The 17,070-nt window shown below is 54.5% G+C and carries 16 protein-coding genes; 13 read left to right on the forward strand and 3 right to left on the reverse strand.

What is annotated here, in order from left to right; all coding sequences use genetic code 11:
- Positions 1-67 precede the first annotated feature (67 nt).
- From CHH67_RS19990 to CHH67_RS20015, 6 genes are all read left to right on the forward strand, one after another.
- Positions 68-1,027 carry a carbohydrate ABC transporter permease gene (locus tag CHH67_RS19990; RefSeq protein ID WP_095267142.1) on the forward strand — a complete coding sequence of 320 codons (960 nt, stop codon included), beginning with the start codon at positions 68-70 and terminating at the stop codon, positions 1,025-1,027.
- Positions 1,024-1,887 carry a carbohydrate ABC transporter permease gene (locus CHH67_RS19995; RefSeq protein ID WP_095267143.1) on the forward strand — a complete coding sequence of 288 codons (864 nt, stop codon included), beginning with the start codon at positions 1,024-1,026 and terminating at the stop codon, positions 1,885-1,887. The genes CHH67_RS19990 and CHH67_RS19995 overlap by 4 nt, the downstream gene beginning before the upstream one ends.
- A 78-nt stretch (positions 1,888-1,965) precedes the next feature.
- The gene (locus CHH67_RS20000; protein ID WP_095267144.1) at positions 1,966-3,687 is read left to right on the forward strand and encodes a sensor histidine kinase; all 1,722 of its coding nucleotides are present in this window, start codon (positions 1,966-1,968) and stop codon (positions 3,685-3,687) included.
- A 15-nt stretch (positions 3,688-3,702) separates the two neighbouring features.
- A complete protein-coding gene (locus tag CHH67_RS20005) occupies positions 3,703-5,049 on the forward strand; it encodes an ABC transporter substrate-binding protein (RefSeq protein ID WP_095267145.1) in 1,347 nt (448 codons plus the stop codon).
- 13 nt (positions 5,050-5,062) lie between these two features.
- Positions 5,063-6,652 carry a response regulator gene (locus CHH67_RS20010; protein WP_095267146.1) on the forward strand — a complete coding sequence of 530 codons (1,590 nt, stop codon included), beginning with the start codon at positions 5,063-5,065 and terminating at the stop codon, positions 6,650-6,652.
- A 403-nt stretch (positions 6,653-7,055) separates the two neighbouring features.
- The gene (locus CHH67_RS20015; RefSeq protein ID WP_095267175.1) at positions 7,056-8,027 is read left to right on the forward strand and encodes a ring-cleaving dioxygenase; all 972 of its coding nucleotides are present in this window, start codon (positions 7,056-7,058) and stop codon (positions 8,025-8,027) included.
- Between the two features lie 125 nt (positions 8,028-8,152).
- Here the strand turns inward: CHH67_RS20015 and CHH67_RS20020 are convergent, their stop codons facing one another.
- The gene (locus tag CHH67_RS20020; RefSeq protein ID WP_095267147.1) at positions 8,153-9,139 is read right to left on the reverse strand and encodes a helix-turn-helix transcriptional regulator; all 987 of its coding nucleotides are present in this window, start codon (positions 9,137-9,139) and stop codon (positions 8,153-8,155) included.
- Positions 9,140-9,292: 153 nt separating this feature from the next.
- Here CHH67_RS20020 and CHH67_RS20025 point away from each other — a divergent pair, with 153 nt between their 5' ends.
- Both CHH67_RS20025 and CHH67_RS26555 read left to right on the forward strand, forming a co-directional pair.
- Positions 9,293-10,222: an SDR family oxidoreductase gene (locus CHH67_RS20025; RefSeq protein ID WP_095267148.1), complete on the forward strand. Its 930-nt coding sequence runs from the start codon at positions 9,293-9,295 to the stop codon at positions 10,220-10,222.
- Between the two features lie 8 nt (positions 10,223-10,230).
- Positions 10,231-10,461: a hypothetical protein gene (locus CHH67_RS26555; RefSeq protein WP_218832047.1), complete on the forward strand. Its 231-nt coding sequence runs from the start codon at positions 10,231-10,233 to the stop codon at positions 10,459-10,461.
- A 141-nt stretch (positions 10,462-10,602) separates the two neighbouring features.
- Here the strand turns inward: CHH67_RS26555 and CHH67_RS20030 are convergent, their stop codons facing one another.
- A complete protein-coding gene (locus CHH67_RS20030) occupies positions 10,603-10,860 on the reverse strand; it encodes a GlsB/YeaQ/YmgE family stress response membrane protein (protein WP_095267149.1) in 258 nt (85 codons plus the stop codon).
- Between the two features lie 238 nt (positions 10,861-11,098).
- Here CHH67_RS20030 and ptsG point away from each other — a divergent pair, with 238 nt between their 5' ends.
- Both ptsG and CHH67_RS20040 read left to right on the forward strand, forming a co-directional pair.
- Positions 11,099-12,667 carry a glucose-specific PTS transporter subunit IIBC gene (gene ptsG / locus CHH67_RS20035; RefSeq protein ID WP_095267150.1) on the forward strand — a complete coding sequence of 523 codons (1,569 nt, stop codon included), beginning with the start codon at positions 11,099-11,101 and terminating at the stop codon, positions 12,665-12,667.
- A 3-nt stretch (positions 12,668-12,670) separates the two neighbouring features.
- Positions 12,671-13,390 carry an N-acetylmannosamine-6-phosphate 2-epimerase gene (locus tag CHH67_RS20040; RefSeq protein WP_095267151.1) on the forward strand — a complete coding sequence of 240 codons (720 nt, stop codon included), beginning with the start codon at positions 12,671-12,673 and terminating at the stop codon, positions 13,388-13,390.
- A 139-nt stretch (positions 13,391-13,529) separates the two neighbouring features.
- On the opposite strand, the gene CHH67_RS20045 is transcribed toward CHH67_RS20040, so the two are convergent.
- A complete protein-coding gene (locus CHH67_RS20045; RefSeq protein ID WP_095267152.1) occupies positions 13,530-14,360 on the reverse strand; it encodes a MurR/RpiR family transcriptional regulator in 831 nt (276 codons plus the stop codon).
- A 154-nt stretch (positions 14,361-14,514) separates the two neighbouring features.
- On the opposite strand from CHH67_RS20045, the gene CHH67_RS20050 reads away from it, so the two are divergent.
- The 3 genes from CHH67_RS20050 (at position 14,515) to CHH67_RS20060 (ending at position 17,020) form a co-directional block, all read left to right on the forward strand.
- Complete coding sequence (locus tag CHH67_RS20050; RefSeq protein WP_095267153.1) at positions 14,515-15,252, forward strand: acyl-[acyl-carrier-protein] thioesterase; 738 nt, start codon at positions 14,515-14,517, stop codon at positions 15,250-15,252.
- Between the two features lie 92 nt (positions 15,253-15,344).
- A complete protein-coding gene (locus tag CHH67_RS20055) occupies positions 15,345-16,043 on the forward strand; it encodes a response regulator transcription factor (protein WP_095267154.1) in 699 nt (232 codons plus the stop codon).
- Positions 16,040-17,020, forward strand: a complete 981-nt coding sequence (locus CHH67_RS20060) for a sensor histidine kinase (protein WP_095267155.1) — start codon at positions 16,040-16,042, stop codon at positions 17,018-17,020. The genes CHH67_RS20055 and CHH67_RS20060 overlap by 4 nt, the downstream gene beginning before the upstream one ends.
- Positions 17,021-17,070 lie beyond the last annotated feature (50 nt).

Raw genomic sequence — 17,070 nt, forward strand, 5'->3', positions numbered from 1 at the left:
AGGGGGTGCCAGGTGTTGGCGCTCTCGGTCCGGGTTCGGATTTACTCTTGAACCTGGAGGTGCATCCATGGCTGAGACAGCTACAGCCAAGCGGTCCGAGCCCGCGCCGGGGAAACGCCGCTTCATGACCGAGACAAGGCGAAGCCGCCTTACGGCGTATACGTTTATTTCCCCGTTTTTTCTTTTGTTTGCCATATTCGGGTTATACCCGATCGTGTTCACGATCTATCTGTCCTTCTTCAAATGGGACGCGCTCGGGCCGATGCAGTACGTCGGCTTCCGAAACTATGAGCTTGTGACTGGTGATCCGACCTTCTGGATTGCCTTTGGCAACACGCTGCTCATGGCGCTCATGGGAACCGTGCCGCAGCTCATCGTGGCGCTGTTTGTTGCCGTGATGCTTCACTCGGCGCTGAACAAATTCAAGAATACGTTCCGCATCCTTTATTTCATGCCGAATATCACCTCGATTGTAGCGGTCACCCTGGTGTTCAGCACGATGTTCGGCAACAACGGCATGGTGAACTGGATGCTGAACAGCTTCGGCATGGAAAGTGTCCCGTTCAATTCCGGCTGGTGGGGTGTCAAAATCGCCATTTCCACCATGGTCATGTGGAGATGGATGGGATATAACGCGATTATTTTTCTGTCCGGGCTGCAGAGCATCCCGACCGATATCTATGAAGCGGCCAAAATCGACGGGGCCAGCCGCCGTCAGCAGCTGATCTACATCACGCTGCCGCTCCTGCGGCCGTTCATTCTGTTCGTGACGCTGGTGTCCACGATCGGGGCGCTTCAATTGTTCACCGAGCCGTACGTCTTCCTCGGCCAGTCGGGCACAGGCTCCACGCGGCAGGAAGGGGTTACGATGGTGACCTATCTGTATAACGAAGCGTTCAAGAACGGTTTCTTCGGCACCGCAGCCGCCACGGCAGTGCTGCTGTTTATCGCGACGATCATCTTCTCCGTCCTGAACATGATGCTGTCCAGCCGGATGGGCGGAGAGACAGGAAGGGGTAAAGCATGAGCTCACTAGCATTACGTCGAAAAAAACCGGATGAACCGGGCATCATTTCCAGAATTCTGTTTTATTTTTTCCTGGTCCTCGGAGCCCTGATTTCGATCTTTCCGTTCTATTGGATGTTCGTGGTGGCGACCAATGGCAAGGATGCCGCGTTTCAAATTCCGCCGCTGCTGACCCCGGGGCTGGAGTTCTTCAACAACTTTGCACGGGTGCTGGAGCGGACCGACTTCTTCCGGGCGCTGCTGAACTCGGTGGTGGTGTCCACCTCGGTGACGCTGTCGGTTGTATTCCTGTGCACGCTCGCGGGCTATGCGTTTGCGAAGTATGAATTCCCTTTGAAGAAGACGCTGTTTGTGTTTGTTATTGCTACGATGCTCGTCCCTGTTCAGCTGGGGGTGCTGCCGCAGTATGTCATTATGGCCAAGCTGCAGTGGATCGACAGCTACAAGGCGCTGATCGTTCCGGCGATGGTGAACGCCTTCGGCATCTTCTGGATGAGGCAGTACATCGCCTCCGCGGTGCATTCCGAGCTGATTGAAGCGGGGCGCATTGACGGCGGCGGGCATTTTCGGATTTTCTGGAATATCGCGATTCCGGTCGTGACGCCGGCGATGGCTACGCTGGGCATCCTCAATTTCATGAATGTATGGAACGACTTCTTCTGGCCGCTCGTGGTGCTGAAGAACCGGGAGAACTACACGATCCAGATCGCGCTGCAGCAGCTGTTCACGAACAAGGATGGGCTCGATTACGGGATGATCATGTCAGCCACCTTCACCGCGACGCTGCCGCTGCTGATTGTGTTTCTGCTGTTCAGCCGCTGGGTCATTGCCGGCCTGACCTCGGGAGCGATAAAAAGTTAGCGGCATCTGCGGCCAGATGCTAGGAGAATAGAGGAAACGCGAAGAATAATAGTTATAGGAAGCGAAGGGGGAACCTCGATGAAACTCCGTCGAAAAATTTTGCTTGCTATTATTCTTCTCGTCTTCATTCCGGTCATTGTCATGGGGGGCGTGTCCTACTACAGCTTCTCGGATACGATAGAGAAAAAATCGAGCCATTTCTACTGGGTTTCGCTGCTTGAGACGGACCGGAAGCTGAAGTTTGCGCTAAGCGAAATTACGACGATCTCCAATTCGGCGATTACGCAGCAATCGGTGCAGCAGATGCTGAAGCAGCCGGAATATGCGATCACCTATGATCGCAGGCAGGAGATCAACAATCTGATCAATCATCCGATGATTGCTTCATTTGCCTTTTATTCGAACGAACGGCTTGTATACCACACCGATGATGCGCTTGGCATGCAGGAGCTGCGGGAGCAGGACTGGTATGGGAAGGTGCGGGAGGCCGAAGGCAGACCGGTATGGGTCGGCCCGGGGGAGAACGGCTCGGCCGAGACGGGGACGATGGCACTGATTCAGGCGCGGCTCATTAAAGATTATGACTCGCTGGAGGATATCGGGACCGTGGTCATCTATGTGAAGCCCGATCTGCTGGATCAGGTGTTCTGGGAGGCCCAGACCTTGAAGCAGGGGGACATCCTGCTGGTGAATAAGCAGGGGAAGGTTGTATTCAACAAGTCGGGGGAGCATATCGGGAATCGGGCGGCGTTTCCTTTTCTGACCCAGGAGCAGGACAATGGAAAGGGATATTACGTCGACAATTATTTGAACGAAAAATCGCTGATCACCTATCTGCCCTCCCATCATAAGGATTGGTTCCTGGTGGCGATTACGCCGAGCCGGCTCATTTCCTCGGAATCGGCGCCGATTCGCAACATTGCGCTTCTGCTCGGTGCGGTTTCGCTCGGGTCGGCCTTTCTGTTCGACCGCTTCTTCGTGCGCCGGATGGTGCGCAGCATCATCAGCGCGGTGAATGGGATGAAGCGGGTGAAGCAGGGCATCTTCTCCCCGATTTCCTCCCACCGTCCGGCAGACGATGAGACGGATCTGCTGATCGATGGCTTCAACCGGATGAGCTCGCAGATTCAGGAGCTGATCGGACAGGTGCAGACCGAGCAGGCCCGGAAGAAGGAGGCGGAGCTGCAGGCGCTGGTGGCGCAGATCAATCCGCATTTTATATACAATTCACTCGAATCGATCAACTCCATGGCCGTACTTCAGGGAAACAAGGATATTAGCAGAATGGTCGTTTCCCTCGGCAAGCTGCTGCGGATCAGCATCAGTGAGAATCATGAGCTGATTCCGCTCAGCATGGAGCTGGAGCATGTGCGTCACTATATGCGCATCCAGAAGTTCCGGTTCGAGGACAAATTCGACTATGCGATTGAACTGCCGGAGCATCTCAGGCATTATGTCACGCAGAAGCTGATTGTCCAGCCCGTCGTTGAAAACGCTTTATATCACGGTATTGAGCCGATGGACCGTACCGGCTTTATCTCCATCAAGGTGATGGAGGAGGAGACGGATATCGTTGTTGACATTACCGACAACGGCCCGGGCTTCAGTCAGGAAACGCTGCTTATGCTATGGGACAAGGAACCGTCGCAGATGAAGAAATATCGCGAGAACGGCGTCGGTCTTAAAAATGTGCACGAACGGCTGAAAATCCGCTTTGGCAGCCGTTATGGCATTATGATCTGCTCGGCAAGCGGATGCGGCTCGACGATCCGGCTTCGCTTGCCGAAATTGCTGACCTAGAAGGGGGGCGTGAACATGAGAGGGTTCTGGAATTGGGGATGGGTATTAGGTTATGCCGCTCTGCTCGCGCTCTCCGTCCTGTGGGTCACGATACAGAACCAGGAGCCGCTCGAAGCGGTGCAGGAGGAGAAAATTACGCTGACCTTCCGGCACTTCTGGAACAAGGAACATGATAAGCAGGTGCTGGACATTTTTGAAGATATCGTAGAGGACTATCAGGCTGCGCATCCGAATGTCAAAATCAGCTTTGAAGGAATGGACCAGACGATTCACCGGGAACAGAAGCTTAAGAGCGAGATGGTGACCGGCACGCCTCCGGATATGTTTGTATTGTTCGGGGGCGCGGAGATCGAGCCTTATGTTCGATCGAACCGGCTGATGGATTTAACGTCGTTTCTTGCGGCAAGCGGGATGGGGGAGCAGTTCAGGGATTTGCATCTGTGGACGTTTGATAATCGGGTCTATGGGCTGCCTTTTGAAGGGAACGCCGAGCCGATCTATTATAATAGAACGATTTTTCGCCGGCTTGGCCTGACGCCTCCCGGAACGCTGGAGGAGCTGAACCAGACTGTCCGCATCCTTAAGGATCGGGGCTACATTCCGTTTGCGCTTGGGAACGAGGACCGGTGGCCTGGCGGGATTTTTGCCCATTATTTGATGGATCGCTATGCGGGACCGGAGATGATCGAGGCATTAATTCAGGGCCGAGCGGACGTTAGCTTTCAGAACAGGTCTTACGAGCAGGCCTTCCGTCATCTGGAGAGATGGATCGAGGAAGAGGCCTTCAGTCCGAATTCGAACGATCTGTCCACGGAGGAGGCCATTCAATTGTTCACTTCAGGGCAAGCGGCGATGTATGTGAACGGAAACTGGGACATCGGTTTATTCCGCAGTGAACGTTATCCTGAATTTCAGAATGAGGTTGTGGTCATTCCGTTTCCGGCCATGAGCGCGAACCGTCCCGCCTCGGTCGCTGGCGGCTATACGATTGGCATCGGCTTATCTTCCGACCTCGACGAGGCTAAGCGGGAGGCGGCCTATGAGCTGCTGAAGATGGTCTATACAACGGAGGTGCAAAGCCGGCTCGTCTATGAAGCGATGCGCATCCCTTCGATGAAGGTTGAGTTCGACCCGGATCGGACGGGACCGGTGTTTGCACAGGTGATTGAGCTGATGGAGAGCACGCCGGACAGCTTTGTTCCGTACGATAACATTTTGTCGCCGGAAGTGAAGAAAACGTTCTTGAAAGTGGTGGAGGACCTGCTAGGCGGGCGGCTTACGGCCGGATCGGCGCTGGAGCAGATTCAGCAGACATCGCTGCAGTACTGGGAGCTGAGACGCAGCTCGGCAGCGGAGGAATAGGGAGGGCTATGGCATGGGAGAACCGAACGGAAAATACAGGGTGATGCTGGTGGATGACGAGCCGATCATTCTGCGCAGTTTACGGGCGGCCATTCCTTGGGAGGAGCTTGACCTGGAGGTCGCGGGGGAAGCCCGGAACGGCGACGAGGCGCTGCAGGTGGCGCGGGCGATGTCGCCGCATATCATCATCAGCGATATCCGCATGCCGGGAAAGGACGGCATCACGCTCATGAAGGAATTGATGGCGGATGACCGGCGGCGGCTCATTATTTTCATCAGCGGTTACGGCGAATTTGAATATGCAAGGGAAGCGCTTCGGGAAGGCGCGTTTGATTATCTGCTCAAACCGATTGATCATGACGAGCTGACCGAGACGATCATGAAGGCGGTGAAAACGCTGGATCAGCAGGCACAAGACGACAAGATGCATCATTCCATCAAGGTGCTGTCGCTGCTGGCTCGCGAGCGGATGTTTACCGAGTTCATCGAAGGCAGCGGCAGTCCGCTGCAGCATATGCAGTGGCTGGAGAGCAGCGAGCTGGCCAATGCTTATACGATGGCGGTGGTGCAGCTGGATCACTATTTGAAGCTGAACGAGCAGTGGACGATGGATGAGAAGCGGCTGTGGCTGTTTGCCGTCCGCAACATTGTGGAGGAATGGTCGCTTGTTCATGATGTGCTGACGGTGTTTCCGTTTCGCAGCGGGGAATGGGTGCTGCTGTTCCCGGACATTCCGGCTGAACGTCAGGAGGAGGTAGGGCAGCAGCTTGTGCAGGTGATCCGGCAGCATACGAAGCTGTCGTGCTCCGTCGGCTTCAGCCCGGCTATGAAGGGCATTGATCGCCTCGGCACCGCGTATGAGCAAGCGGTACGCGCGCTTTATCGCCGCTTTTATTCAGGGGAGGGCGGCGTGTTCACGGTACTGGCCGAACCCGATGCGCAGCTGGGCGGGGAAGCCCGGTATCCGAAGCATCTGGAGGAGCAGATGGTGGAGAGCGTCCGGACATTGCAGAAGGAACGTCTGCTGGCGCTTTTTGATGAGACCAGGGCTTACATCGAGCAGTCTGCATACAGCAAGGAAAGCGCGGAGCGGCTTCTGGTTGAGATGAGTGTGGTGCTGTATCGCCAGTTCGAGTTCATGCAGGTCCCATTTGAGTGGTCGCTGGAGGGACTTTTGCAGGATCTGCATGCTTCGGGAACTTTAGCGGCATCCATCGAGGTCATCAAGGATAAATTCGGGAGCTGGATGTCAGCCAGCCGAGCAGGCCAGCCGAAAGACAAAGTCCAATTTGTCATCGACAAGGCCAAAGCATACATGGAAGAGCATTATTACAAGGATCTCAGCATGGAAGAGGTCGCCGAGCTCGCCGACCTGAGCATCAGCCATTTCTGCACGCTGTTCAAGCAGACGACAGGGTATACGTTTCTGGAGTATTTAACGGAATGCCGAATTGAGAAAGCGAAGACGATTCTGCTTCATTCGGATGTCAAAGTGTACCAGGTGGCCCCGATGGTAGGCTATCAGGACCCGAAATATTTTACACAAGTATTCAAGAAAATAACCGGCAAGACACCTTCGGAATTTCGAGAGGAAGCGGTATAGTACAGCAAGGCGGGGCCGGTGGGCCGCTGGTGGATATAGAGAGGGTCACGAGGATACGGAGTTCTTTGTCCGATGGACGGGGAAATCTTTTTTATATATTAAGAATCTTAATATTAAGACTTGACGCTCGAACGAAACGAGTTTAAACTGAGGGTGAAACATGAACGAAGCGTCGGACTAGATAGACGATCATGGTGTGAAGCTGCGGCTTTACCGTCATACGACAGATTCATCGCATTTCCAGCCACGCTGCACCCATCAAGAACGCTCAAGAAGGGCAAGCTGATGATGTATGGCTGATCATGGTCATCCGTACGGCAAATTCGGCAAATTGGCGATCCAGGCAGGAAACAGTGGCAGCCTGAAATCGCCGCCAGTCTATAGAAGGTGGAGGAATAACATCATGCAATTTAAAGGCATTCACCACGTATCCGCGATTACGGCAGATGCTCGCCGCAACGTTGATTTTTATACCCGAATATTAGGACTTCGTCTGGTCAAGAAGACGGTTAATCAGGATGATCCTTCTGTGTATCATTTGTTCTACGGCGATGAGCTGGGCAGTCCGGGGACCGAGTTCACCTTCTTCGAGCTTCCGATGGCCGGACGCACGCGGGAAGGGAACAATAGCATCTCGGCGACCTCGCTTCGCGTGCCAAGCGACCGTGCTCTGGAATATTGGAAGGAACGGCTGGACGAATACGGTGTGGAGCGTGAAGAGATCTTGGAGCGTGCAGGGCGGTGGACGCTGGCATTCCGGGATTTCGAGGGACAGCGGATCATACTCGTATCGGATGAGCACAATAGCGGCGTCGCCGGCGGTGTGCCGTGGGATAAGAGTCCGGTTCCTGCCGAATACAGCATCATCGGGCTGGGACCTGTCCAGCTGACGGTACCGAATGCGAAGCAGACCGTGCGTGTGCTGACCGAGCTGATGGGCTTCCGGCATGCAGGCCAGTATCCTTCACAGGTTGAGGGCCAGCCGGATATCGTCGTGTATGAGACCGGAGAAGGCGGGACCGGCGCCGAGGTTCATATCGAGGAGTGGACCGACCTGCCACAGGAACGTCTCGGCCGGGGCGGTGTGCATCATGTTGCGTTTCGCACCGAGGATGAAGAGGAGCTGCGCCAGTGGATTCAGCAGATTACAGCGGCGGGCTTTGCCCATTCAGGCTATGTGGACCGCTTCTACTTCCGTTCCCTCTATTTCCGGGAGCCCAACGGGATTTTGTTCGAACTGGCGACAGACGGGCCCGGCTTCGACACGGACGAGCCGCTGGAGCACCTGGGCGAGTCGCTGGCACTTCCGCCTTTCCTGGAACCGAAGCGGGAAGAGATTGAAGCGCAGCTGAGACCGCTGGATACCTCATTGTAACTCCGGTCCGCGCGGAGGAATATGTCATTTCATAATCGGGATGCTCTCAGCGAAGCACCGGCCTCGAAGTCTGCAGTCAAGCAGACTTCGAGGCCGTTTGTCTGTTCGGCAACTCCGCTCGATGCTCAGATTTCTTCTGCATTGTGATGCGATGGCGATGGGGCATATACCTGCCATATGGCTTTGGCGGTTGCGCTGACCTGTTCCCGCAGCTCCGGCGGCTGGAGCACCTCGGCTTCTGGACCGCAGCCGAGCACAATGAACACCGCCGATTCCAGCGTGTTGAATTCCATATGAGCGACAGTCCAGCCTGGCATCTCGCCAGAGCTGTCATGGCGGATGGTATGGATATAACGTTCCCGCTGCAGGCGGCTCAGCTGTCCAGTGGTCAACCTGACCATGGCCGGATAACGGGGGAGCTGCTGCTTGAACTGCTGCACGGAGTGCTCCCAATACGCGGCAAGATCGAAACCGGGAGGCCGTGTACACAGCTCGTCCGAGATCGACGCATCGACCATTCTGGATATCCGGTACGTTCGGAGCTCTCCTGCCGATTCGGCCACCAAATACCACGTGCTGCGCTTGGCGACCAGCCCCAGAGGCGACACATGCCGCTCTACCAGCTCTTCTCCTTTATGATACCGAAAGGACAGCTGCCGGTCTGCCCACACCGCCTCCTGAACGACAGGGAGACAGGGCAGTGGCTCATGGAAGCTGTGCCAGCCCGCTCCGTCAATATGAACCTTCTGCCGGATCATTTCTGCATCCTGACGAACGGAACGGGGCGATGCAGCCAGCAGCTTCTGGTATGCGGCATCCAGCTGCTTGCCAATCCCGAGCTCCTCCATAAGCTGGCTTTGCCCGGACAGAAGCAAGGTCAACAATTCCTCTGGGGTCATGCCGGTCAGATTGGTGCGGTAGCTTTCCTCAAGGAGCCAGCCTCCGGCCGCGCCTCTTTCGGCATATACGGGGATACCCGCCATGCTTAAACTTTCCATATCCCGAATGATCGTTCGTTCAGATACTTCCAGCTGCTCGGCCAGATATTTTGTTGTTTTCTTTCCGCCGTTTTGCAGCATGAACAGGATCGATAACAGCCGGTCTGCTCTCATAAGGTCACCTCGAATTCCGAATACTAGTGGATACTAGCTCAAATTAACTGAATACTAGTTATTGTAGCATTTATATAAGACAGCAGATGTCATATATACCGGATAAGATGGAGTTCGATCATATAAAATTTTGAGCACATGGAGGACGAAATTATGAATAAAGACCAACCGAATCACGAGAGATCTGGCGGCAGCGCTGCATCAGCGCAACCGCTGGCCGGCAAAGTCGCTGTCGTAGCCGGCTCGACACGGGGGGCGGGAAGGGCGATTGCCGTCATGCTTGGCGCTGCGGGCGCAACGGTGTATTGCACTGGCCGCAGCATACGCGGACAGCAATCGGACCTGAAGCGTCCGGAGACGATTGAGGAGACAGCCGAACAGGTGTCCGAGCGCGGAGGCATTGGCATTCCGGTTCAATGTGATCATACGGACGAGGAGCAGGTTCAGGCACTGTTTGAGCGTGTCAAGGCCGAGCAGAACGGGCAGCTGGATATCCTTGTGAATGACATATGGGGCGGCGAGCATCTGACCCATTGGAATATTCCGTTCTGGGAGCAGTTTCTATCCGATGGCCTGCTTATGCAGAAGAGAGCCGTGCACGCGCATATGATTACAAGTTATTACGGGGTTCCGCTCATGGTAGAGCGGGGAAGCGGTTTGGTCATCGAAATGACGGACGGCTCCACCTATAATTACCGGGGCAATCTTTATTACAGCTTGGCCAAAATTTCGGCGATTCATTTGGCTGAAGCGATGGCCGCGGAGCTTCGCCCTTATGGCGTGACCGCCGTGGCGGTAACGCCGGGCTTCCTGAGATCGGAGCAGATGCTTGATTATTTCGGCGTCAAAGAGGAGAACTGGCGCGATGCGGTAGCCAAGGAAGCTCATTTCATAGAGTCAGAGACGCCGTATTTTGTGGCACAGGCAGTGGCTGCGCTGGCCGCAGACCCGAAGGTAGCCGAGAAGAGCGGGCAAGCGCTGACAAGCTGGGACTTGTCCGTGGAATACGGCATTCGTGACATCGATGGACGGCACCCGCACTGGGGCCAATATGCCAAGAAGAAAAGACTGCCTCTAAACTGACCAGCGCGATGCTGGCAATGCATGAAGAGGGATGGACGAACACCTTCGGGCATGCGGTTCAGTCGCCGCCGTCCATACAGCGATACATTGCGCGTCAGGAGCTGCGCGCGGTGCAAGAAAGGCTAGCAAAACAGGGTGTCAGAAGCCAAGATCTGGCTTCTGACACCCTGTATGCTTCATCTGACCGCATGTGTTGGCAAGCGTGTCCACACCGGACTCGGCTGAGCCTTGCGGTATGAGACGCCGGTCCCACGGCGGTTTCCTGCATCGCCCAACCGGACATCCGCGCTACCCGGACCAGGTGCGGACGACATGAACCTCGTCGGAGTCCGGCCAAACGACGCTAAGCTTCTTGCTGTCCAGCTGTCATGTGATCCGCTTTAGGAGCGGCCGCGTCTCATCGAGCCCATCACCAGACTGACGATAAAGACCAGAACGACCGCACCGATCAACGCCGGAATAATGTAGAAATCTCCGATGACCGGCCCCCATGTGCCAAGCAGCAGGCTACCCAGCCATGCCCCGATAAATCCTGCAATAATGTTGCCGATAATTCCTCCCGGGATGTCTCTTCCCATAATCAATCCCGCAAGCCAACCGATAATCCCGCCGACAATTAATGACCAAAGAAAACCCATGTTTATCACCTCGTATAAGTTATAGTTGTTTGTGCCTTACTATTAACCAAAGCACCAACTTTTAAACAGAACAGTTACCTAAAGTGTTGATTTCGTAAGGATCAATATGGAATCTTGAACATATCAAGGTCCAAAAGATAGTAAAAATAATACATAACATAAGCATTGACGAAAATAGATTTCATAATATATATTTGTATGAAAATAGTTTTCTTTAAGGAGAAAGGGGCGCAAAATCATGAATAACTTCTTTGAAAAAGCGCAGCGATTCGGCAAGTCATTTATGCTCCCGATTGCTGTTCTTCCGGCAGCCGGATTGCTGCTTGGGATTGGCGGAGCGCTGTCGAATCCCAATACGGTAAGCACGTATCCGTTCTTGGATGTGCCTTGGCTCCAAAACGTATTCACCATTATGAGCAGCGCCGGCAATATCGTGTTTGCCAACCTGGCCCTGCTGTTTGCCATCGGGGTAGCCGTTGGCCTGGCGAGAGCCGACAAGGGGACTGCCGGTCTGGCTGCAGGTCTTGCCTATCTGGTCATGAATGCCACAGTCAATGCGATGCTGGTCATCACAGGCAATCTCGCTGCGGATGATCTGTCATCTGTCGGCCAGGGGATGATTCTCGGCATACAAACGCTTGAAACCGGTGTATTCGGCGGTGTGGTCATCGGTTTGGTCACTTCGATATTTCATAATCGCTATAACAAAATACAACTGCCGCAGTTCCTCGGATTTTTTGGCGGGTCACGCTTCATTCCGATTGTGACGTCATTTGCAGCGATCTTCGTCGGCGTGGCGATGTACTTCATCTGGCCGCCGATTCAATCGGTCATTTTCCAGGCAGGCGGGCTGGTTGAAGCTACCGGGTATATCGGAACATTGCTATACGGCTTTATTCTGCGCCTGCTCGGCCCGCTGGGGCTGCATCATATTTTCTACATGCCATTCTGGACGACAGGACTTGGCGGATCGATGGAAGTATCCGGTCAGCTGGTGGAGGGAACGCAGAAGATCTTTTTCGCCCAGCTCGCAGATCCGAGCACGCAGCAGTTCTTTAGCGGAACCTCGCGCTTCATGTCCGGCCGCTTCATTACGATGATGTTCGGGCTGATCGGGGCAGCGCTTGCGATCTATCATACAGCCAAGCCGGAGAACAAGAAGAAGGTGTTCGGTCTGATGCTGTCAGCGGCACTGACTTCCTTCCTTACAGGGATCACCGAGCCGCTTGAATTCTCGTTCCTGTTCATCGCGCCGTTTCTGTATGTCATTCACGCATTCTTCGACGGCCTGGCCTTTATGCTGGCCCACATCTTTCAAATTACGATTGGCCAGACGTTCTCGGGCGGTCTCATTGACTTCATTCTGTTCGGGGTGCTTCAAGGTCAGGACAAAACGAACTGGATGATCGTTCCGGTTATCGGTGCCGTATGGTTCTGCCTGTACTATTTCACCTTCCGCTTCATCATTGTGAAATTCAAGCTGAAAACACCGGGCCGTGAGGATGAGACGGAAGCTGGCGGAAATTCCGGAGCGGGAAGCGCAGGCGCCAGCGAAGCATCCGAAGGGGAGCAGAGAGCAGCGGCGGTCCTTGCCGGCCTAGGCGGAAAGGACAATATCAAGGATCTGGACTGCTGCGCGACACGCCTTCGTGTCTCGGTGTTTCAGGTGGACGGCGTGCAGGAGGATCAGCTGAAGAGCACCGGTGCCAAAGCGGTCATCGTCAAAGGCAACGGCGTCCAGATTATATATGGCCCACAGGTTACCATCATTAAGAATGAAATCGAAGAATATATGGGAGAGTCATAAAACATGGGGAACACAGACAGAACAGACAGAACTGACAGATTGGAACAGCTGGGGATTAAGCATAAACTCATTGTCTCATGTCAGGCGCTAGAGAACGAGCCGCTGCACAGCTCCTTTATTATGGGGAGAATGGCACTGGCGGCGCTCCAGGGAGGGGCGTCCGGCATCCGGGCCAACACGGCGGCGGATATTATAGAGATCAAGTCGCAGGTGCAGCTGCCGGTCATCGGCATTGTGAAACGGGATTATCCGGATTCCGAAGTGTACATTACACCTACCATGAAGGAAATTGAGGAGCTTGTGGAAGCGAAGGCGGAGATTATTGCACTCGATGCCACTTCTAGTCTGCGGCCTGGCGGGCTGACGCTGGGTGAGCTGATGCAGCAGATCCGGGCCAAGTATCCTGACCAGCTGCTGATGGCTGATGTATCTACAGTCGAGGAAGCGGAGGAGGCCGAGAAGCTGGGCTTTGATATGGTGGGCACAACGCTTGTTGGCTATACGGCTGCAAGCCAGGGTCAGAAGGTATACGATCATGATTTTGAAATTATGAAAAATATGCTGCAGGCTGTTCAGCTCCCCGTCATCGCGGAAGGCAACATACTGACGCCGGACATGGCCAAGCGCTGTCTTGAGCTCGGCGCCTACAGCGTCGTTGTGGGCGGAGCCATCACGCGGCCGCAGCAGATTACGGCACGGTTCGTAGAGCATCTGAATACTTGATCCAGCAGGGTGTGACTTCGAAATCACGAGGGTGATGGAGAGGCGCACCCTCTTTCTTATACAGATGACGCCTGCACTAAACATAAGCAAGACTTCGAGGCTGAGCCTGTCATACGGACGCTGCCACGTTTCAGCTATGCTATGTATCTTTGGACAGGCCCTCATATTTGCCCTTCCGGTACAACGCCTGGAGGGTGTTCTCGCGGTTATGCAGCAGCTTGGGATCATCCAGCAGCAGCATCGTAATGACATCAAGCACATAAATGATGGCCAATTGACTGTTGATGAAGTGCTCGTCGCCAGCGCGGTTGCGGCTGGGCGTAAACAGCGACACATCGGATATATCCGTTAGCGGCGTGTGGTCATAGTTCGTAATGCTGACCGTCCTGGCGCCGTTCTTCTTCCCTACGGCCATCGCATCAATGACTTCCTGGGTTCGTCCGGAATTGGACAAGCCGATGATCAGATCGTTCTCGCTGAGCAGAGAAGCGCTCATAATCATCAGGTGTGAGTCGGTGATGGCATCAATCGAGATGTTCATGCGCATAAGACGATACTTGAATTCCAGCGCTGACAGGCCGGAGCTGCCGAGTCCATATACCTGAACGCGATCAGCGCCTTTAATAAGGGCGGCAATCTGCTCAATGCTCTCCTGCTGGATCAGATCCGCGGTCGAGTTAACGATATCGTTATACAGGTTGCGGACTTTGGAGAAGCTGCTGCTATCATCGACCGGTTTCTCAATTTCCCGGCCCAGCCGGATTTTAAAATCAACGAAGCTTTCGCAGTTGATCTTCCGGCAGAAACGGGTCACGGTTGCCGTCGAGGAACGGGTAAGCTCGGCCAGCTCGCGAATGTTAATATTTTGAATAGAGTTCTTATGAAGGATGACATAATCCGCGATTTCCTTTTCCTTCTGGGAAAGGTTTCGATATTGAAGCTGAAGCTCGTCCATAATGCTAAGCTGCATGATTGTCCTCACCTTTCAGGCCGGGTAATATTTTAATTATAGCGTGTATTCAGGTACAGGGGAAATGCCGGTCGTAGCGACCGGAGAGCCCGGCGCTTTGGAACGGACAAGGCGTTTGATAAGATAGAATTACTGCTGATAAGGAGATGAAGGGATGAATATCGAACGCTGGATTGGAACATTCAATATTACCTCGGACGATGTGGATTATCGCTCAAAGTGCAGGTGGTCTTCTCTGCTAAGTCTGATGCAGCAAGCAGCCGATGCCCATGTGGAGGCGCTTGGGGTCAGCCGTGAGCAGATGCTGGCACAGGACATGGGCTGGATGCTGATCACGATGGATGCCGGGATGGATGTCATCCCGCAATATGGAGAGACGCTGCAGGTGGCAACCTGGAGCCGCGGGGCCAAGGGCGCGCTGTGGCAGCGCGATTACAGATGGCTGAACGAGCGCGGGGATGAAATCGGGAGTGCCCGTTCGGTGTGGGCTTTGGTGGATATTCGCAAGCGCAAAATTTTGCGTCCGGCCGCTTTTCCATATGAGGTTCCCGTACATGCCGAGTCGGCTGGCCCTCCGCCGGATAAGAAGATCGTGCCTGACGAGGCCGTCCTGGAAGAGGCGTACACGCACATGGTTCGCTACAGTGGAATCGACAGCAATGGACATCTTAATAACGCCCGTTACGCCGATTTATGCTTTGACGCCCTGCAGCCCGGCGAGCTTGAGCAGGGAGACGTTACAGGCTTCAGGATCACTTACCATCACGAGGCCAAGATGAACGATGTGCTGCGCATCGAGCGCTCTGCGGTTGAAGCGGGGACGATCTATTTCAAGGGGAACTCGCCGGAAGGGGAAAACTATTTTGAAGCGGCCATCGTTATGAATTTGTAACGGCGCATTAACGCTGGCGGCTTTGGCAGGTGGATGCCAGAGCTAGACAAGACAGATCATGTATATGCCTGAGCAGAAATGGAGGGAGCCGGATGTACAAAATTATGATCGTCGAGGATGACCCCAAGCTGGCCTCATTGCTCAAATCGCATATTGAGCGATACGGGAATGAAGGCGTTGTGGTTCAGGATTATGAACAGGTGCTGGAGCAGTTTCAGGAGCTGATGCCGCATCTCGTGCTGCTCGATGTCAATCTGCCCAGCTTCGACGGTTATTACTGGTGCCGCCAAATCCGGCTTGTATCGACCTGTCCGATCATTTTCATCTCGGCGCGCAGCGGCGCTCCGGATCAGCTTCGGGCACTGGAGAACGGGGCTGATGATTATATTACGAAGCCGTTTCATTATGACCTGGTGATTGCCAAAATCCACAGCCAGCTCCGAAGAGTGTACGGCGATTATGCCGCCACGTCCGGGGAGCGGACGGTGGAGCTGGACGGGCTGGTGCTATACCCGGAGCGGATGGAGCTTTCGCTCGATGACCGTACCATAGCCCTGACCAAGAAAGAGACCATATTACTGGAGACGCTGCTTAGCCGCAGTCCGCGGATTGTAAGCCGGGAGACGATTCTGGAGAAGCTGTGGGACGATGCGTTCGTGGATGACAACACGCTGAGCGTGAACATTAACCGGGTGCGTAAAAGGCTGGCCGAGCTTGGGATCGAGGGTGCGCTGGAGACGGTGCGAGGCTCCGGATACCGGCTGAACAAAGGATGGGGGCCAGCGCGATGAACAAGCTGTTCTGGCGAGAGCATGTGCCTCTGATTCTATTTACGCTGGTTCAGCTTCTGGTCGTTCTGCTTGTGTTCTGGTATGACGGCTATGATGATCCTGTTACGGCTGCTTACGCTGTCCTGCTGGGATTATCGGTATTCGGCGGATATTTGGCTTACAGGTTCTACAGTCACCGGGCGTTCTATGAGCGGTTGTCTCAGCCGATCCATTCGCTGGAGGAGTCGATCAAGCGTCATGAATCCTCGCCGCTGCCGGAGGCGCTGGGTGAACGGATGGAGGAGCAGTATCGGCAGTACCGCAATATGCTGGAGGAGTGGGAGCGCCAGAGGAGGGAGCATCTCATTTTCATGAACCGGTGGGTGCACCAGATGAAGACCCCGCTGTCCGTGATTGAGATGATCACCCAGGAGGACGACAACGAGGCCTTCAGGAGCATTTCGGAGGAATCCGACCGGATTCGGCGCGGGCTGGATATGGTGCTCTATATGTCCCGGCTGGAGACATTTGAACAGGATTTCAGCGTGGAGCAGGTTGAGCTGTATCGGCTTGTTGTGGATGCGGTCAACGAGAACAAGCGTTATTTTATCCATAGTCATGTGTATCCTGAACTGCGGATCGATCCTGAATTGACCGTGGAGAGTGATGCGAAGTGGCTTTATTTTGTCATGCTCCAGCTGCTGTCCAATGCCATCAAGTATTCGGCGGGCAGCGGGGGAAAAGTAAGGATCGCCGCAAGCCGGACCGAGGATGGCCGGCATGTGATGCTGGAGGTTGCCGACCAGGGAATCGGGATTCCCAAGTCAGATATGAACAGAGTGTTCGATCCGTTCTACACCGGGGAAAACGGCAGACAGCTGAAGGAATCCACCGGGATGGGACTGTATCTCGTGGCAGAGGTCGTTCGCAAGATGAATCACCGCATCGAGCTGGAGTCTGAACCTGGAGCGGGAACGACGGTGAGGCTGCTGTTCTGATCCTGCAGGATATACATGGGAATATAGAATTGTGGGAAAATTAAAAGATG

The organism is Paenibacillus campinasensis, assembly GCF_002272015.1.
In the GTDB taxonomy this organism is placed as follows: Bacteria; Bacillota; Bacilli; order Paenibacillales; family Paenibacillaceae; genus Paenibacillus_AQ; species Paenibacillus_AQ campinasensis.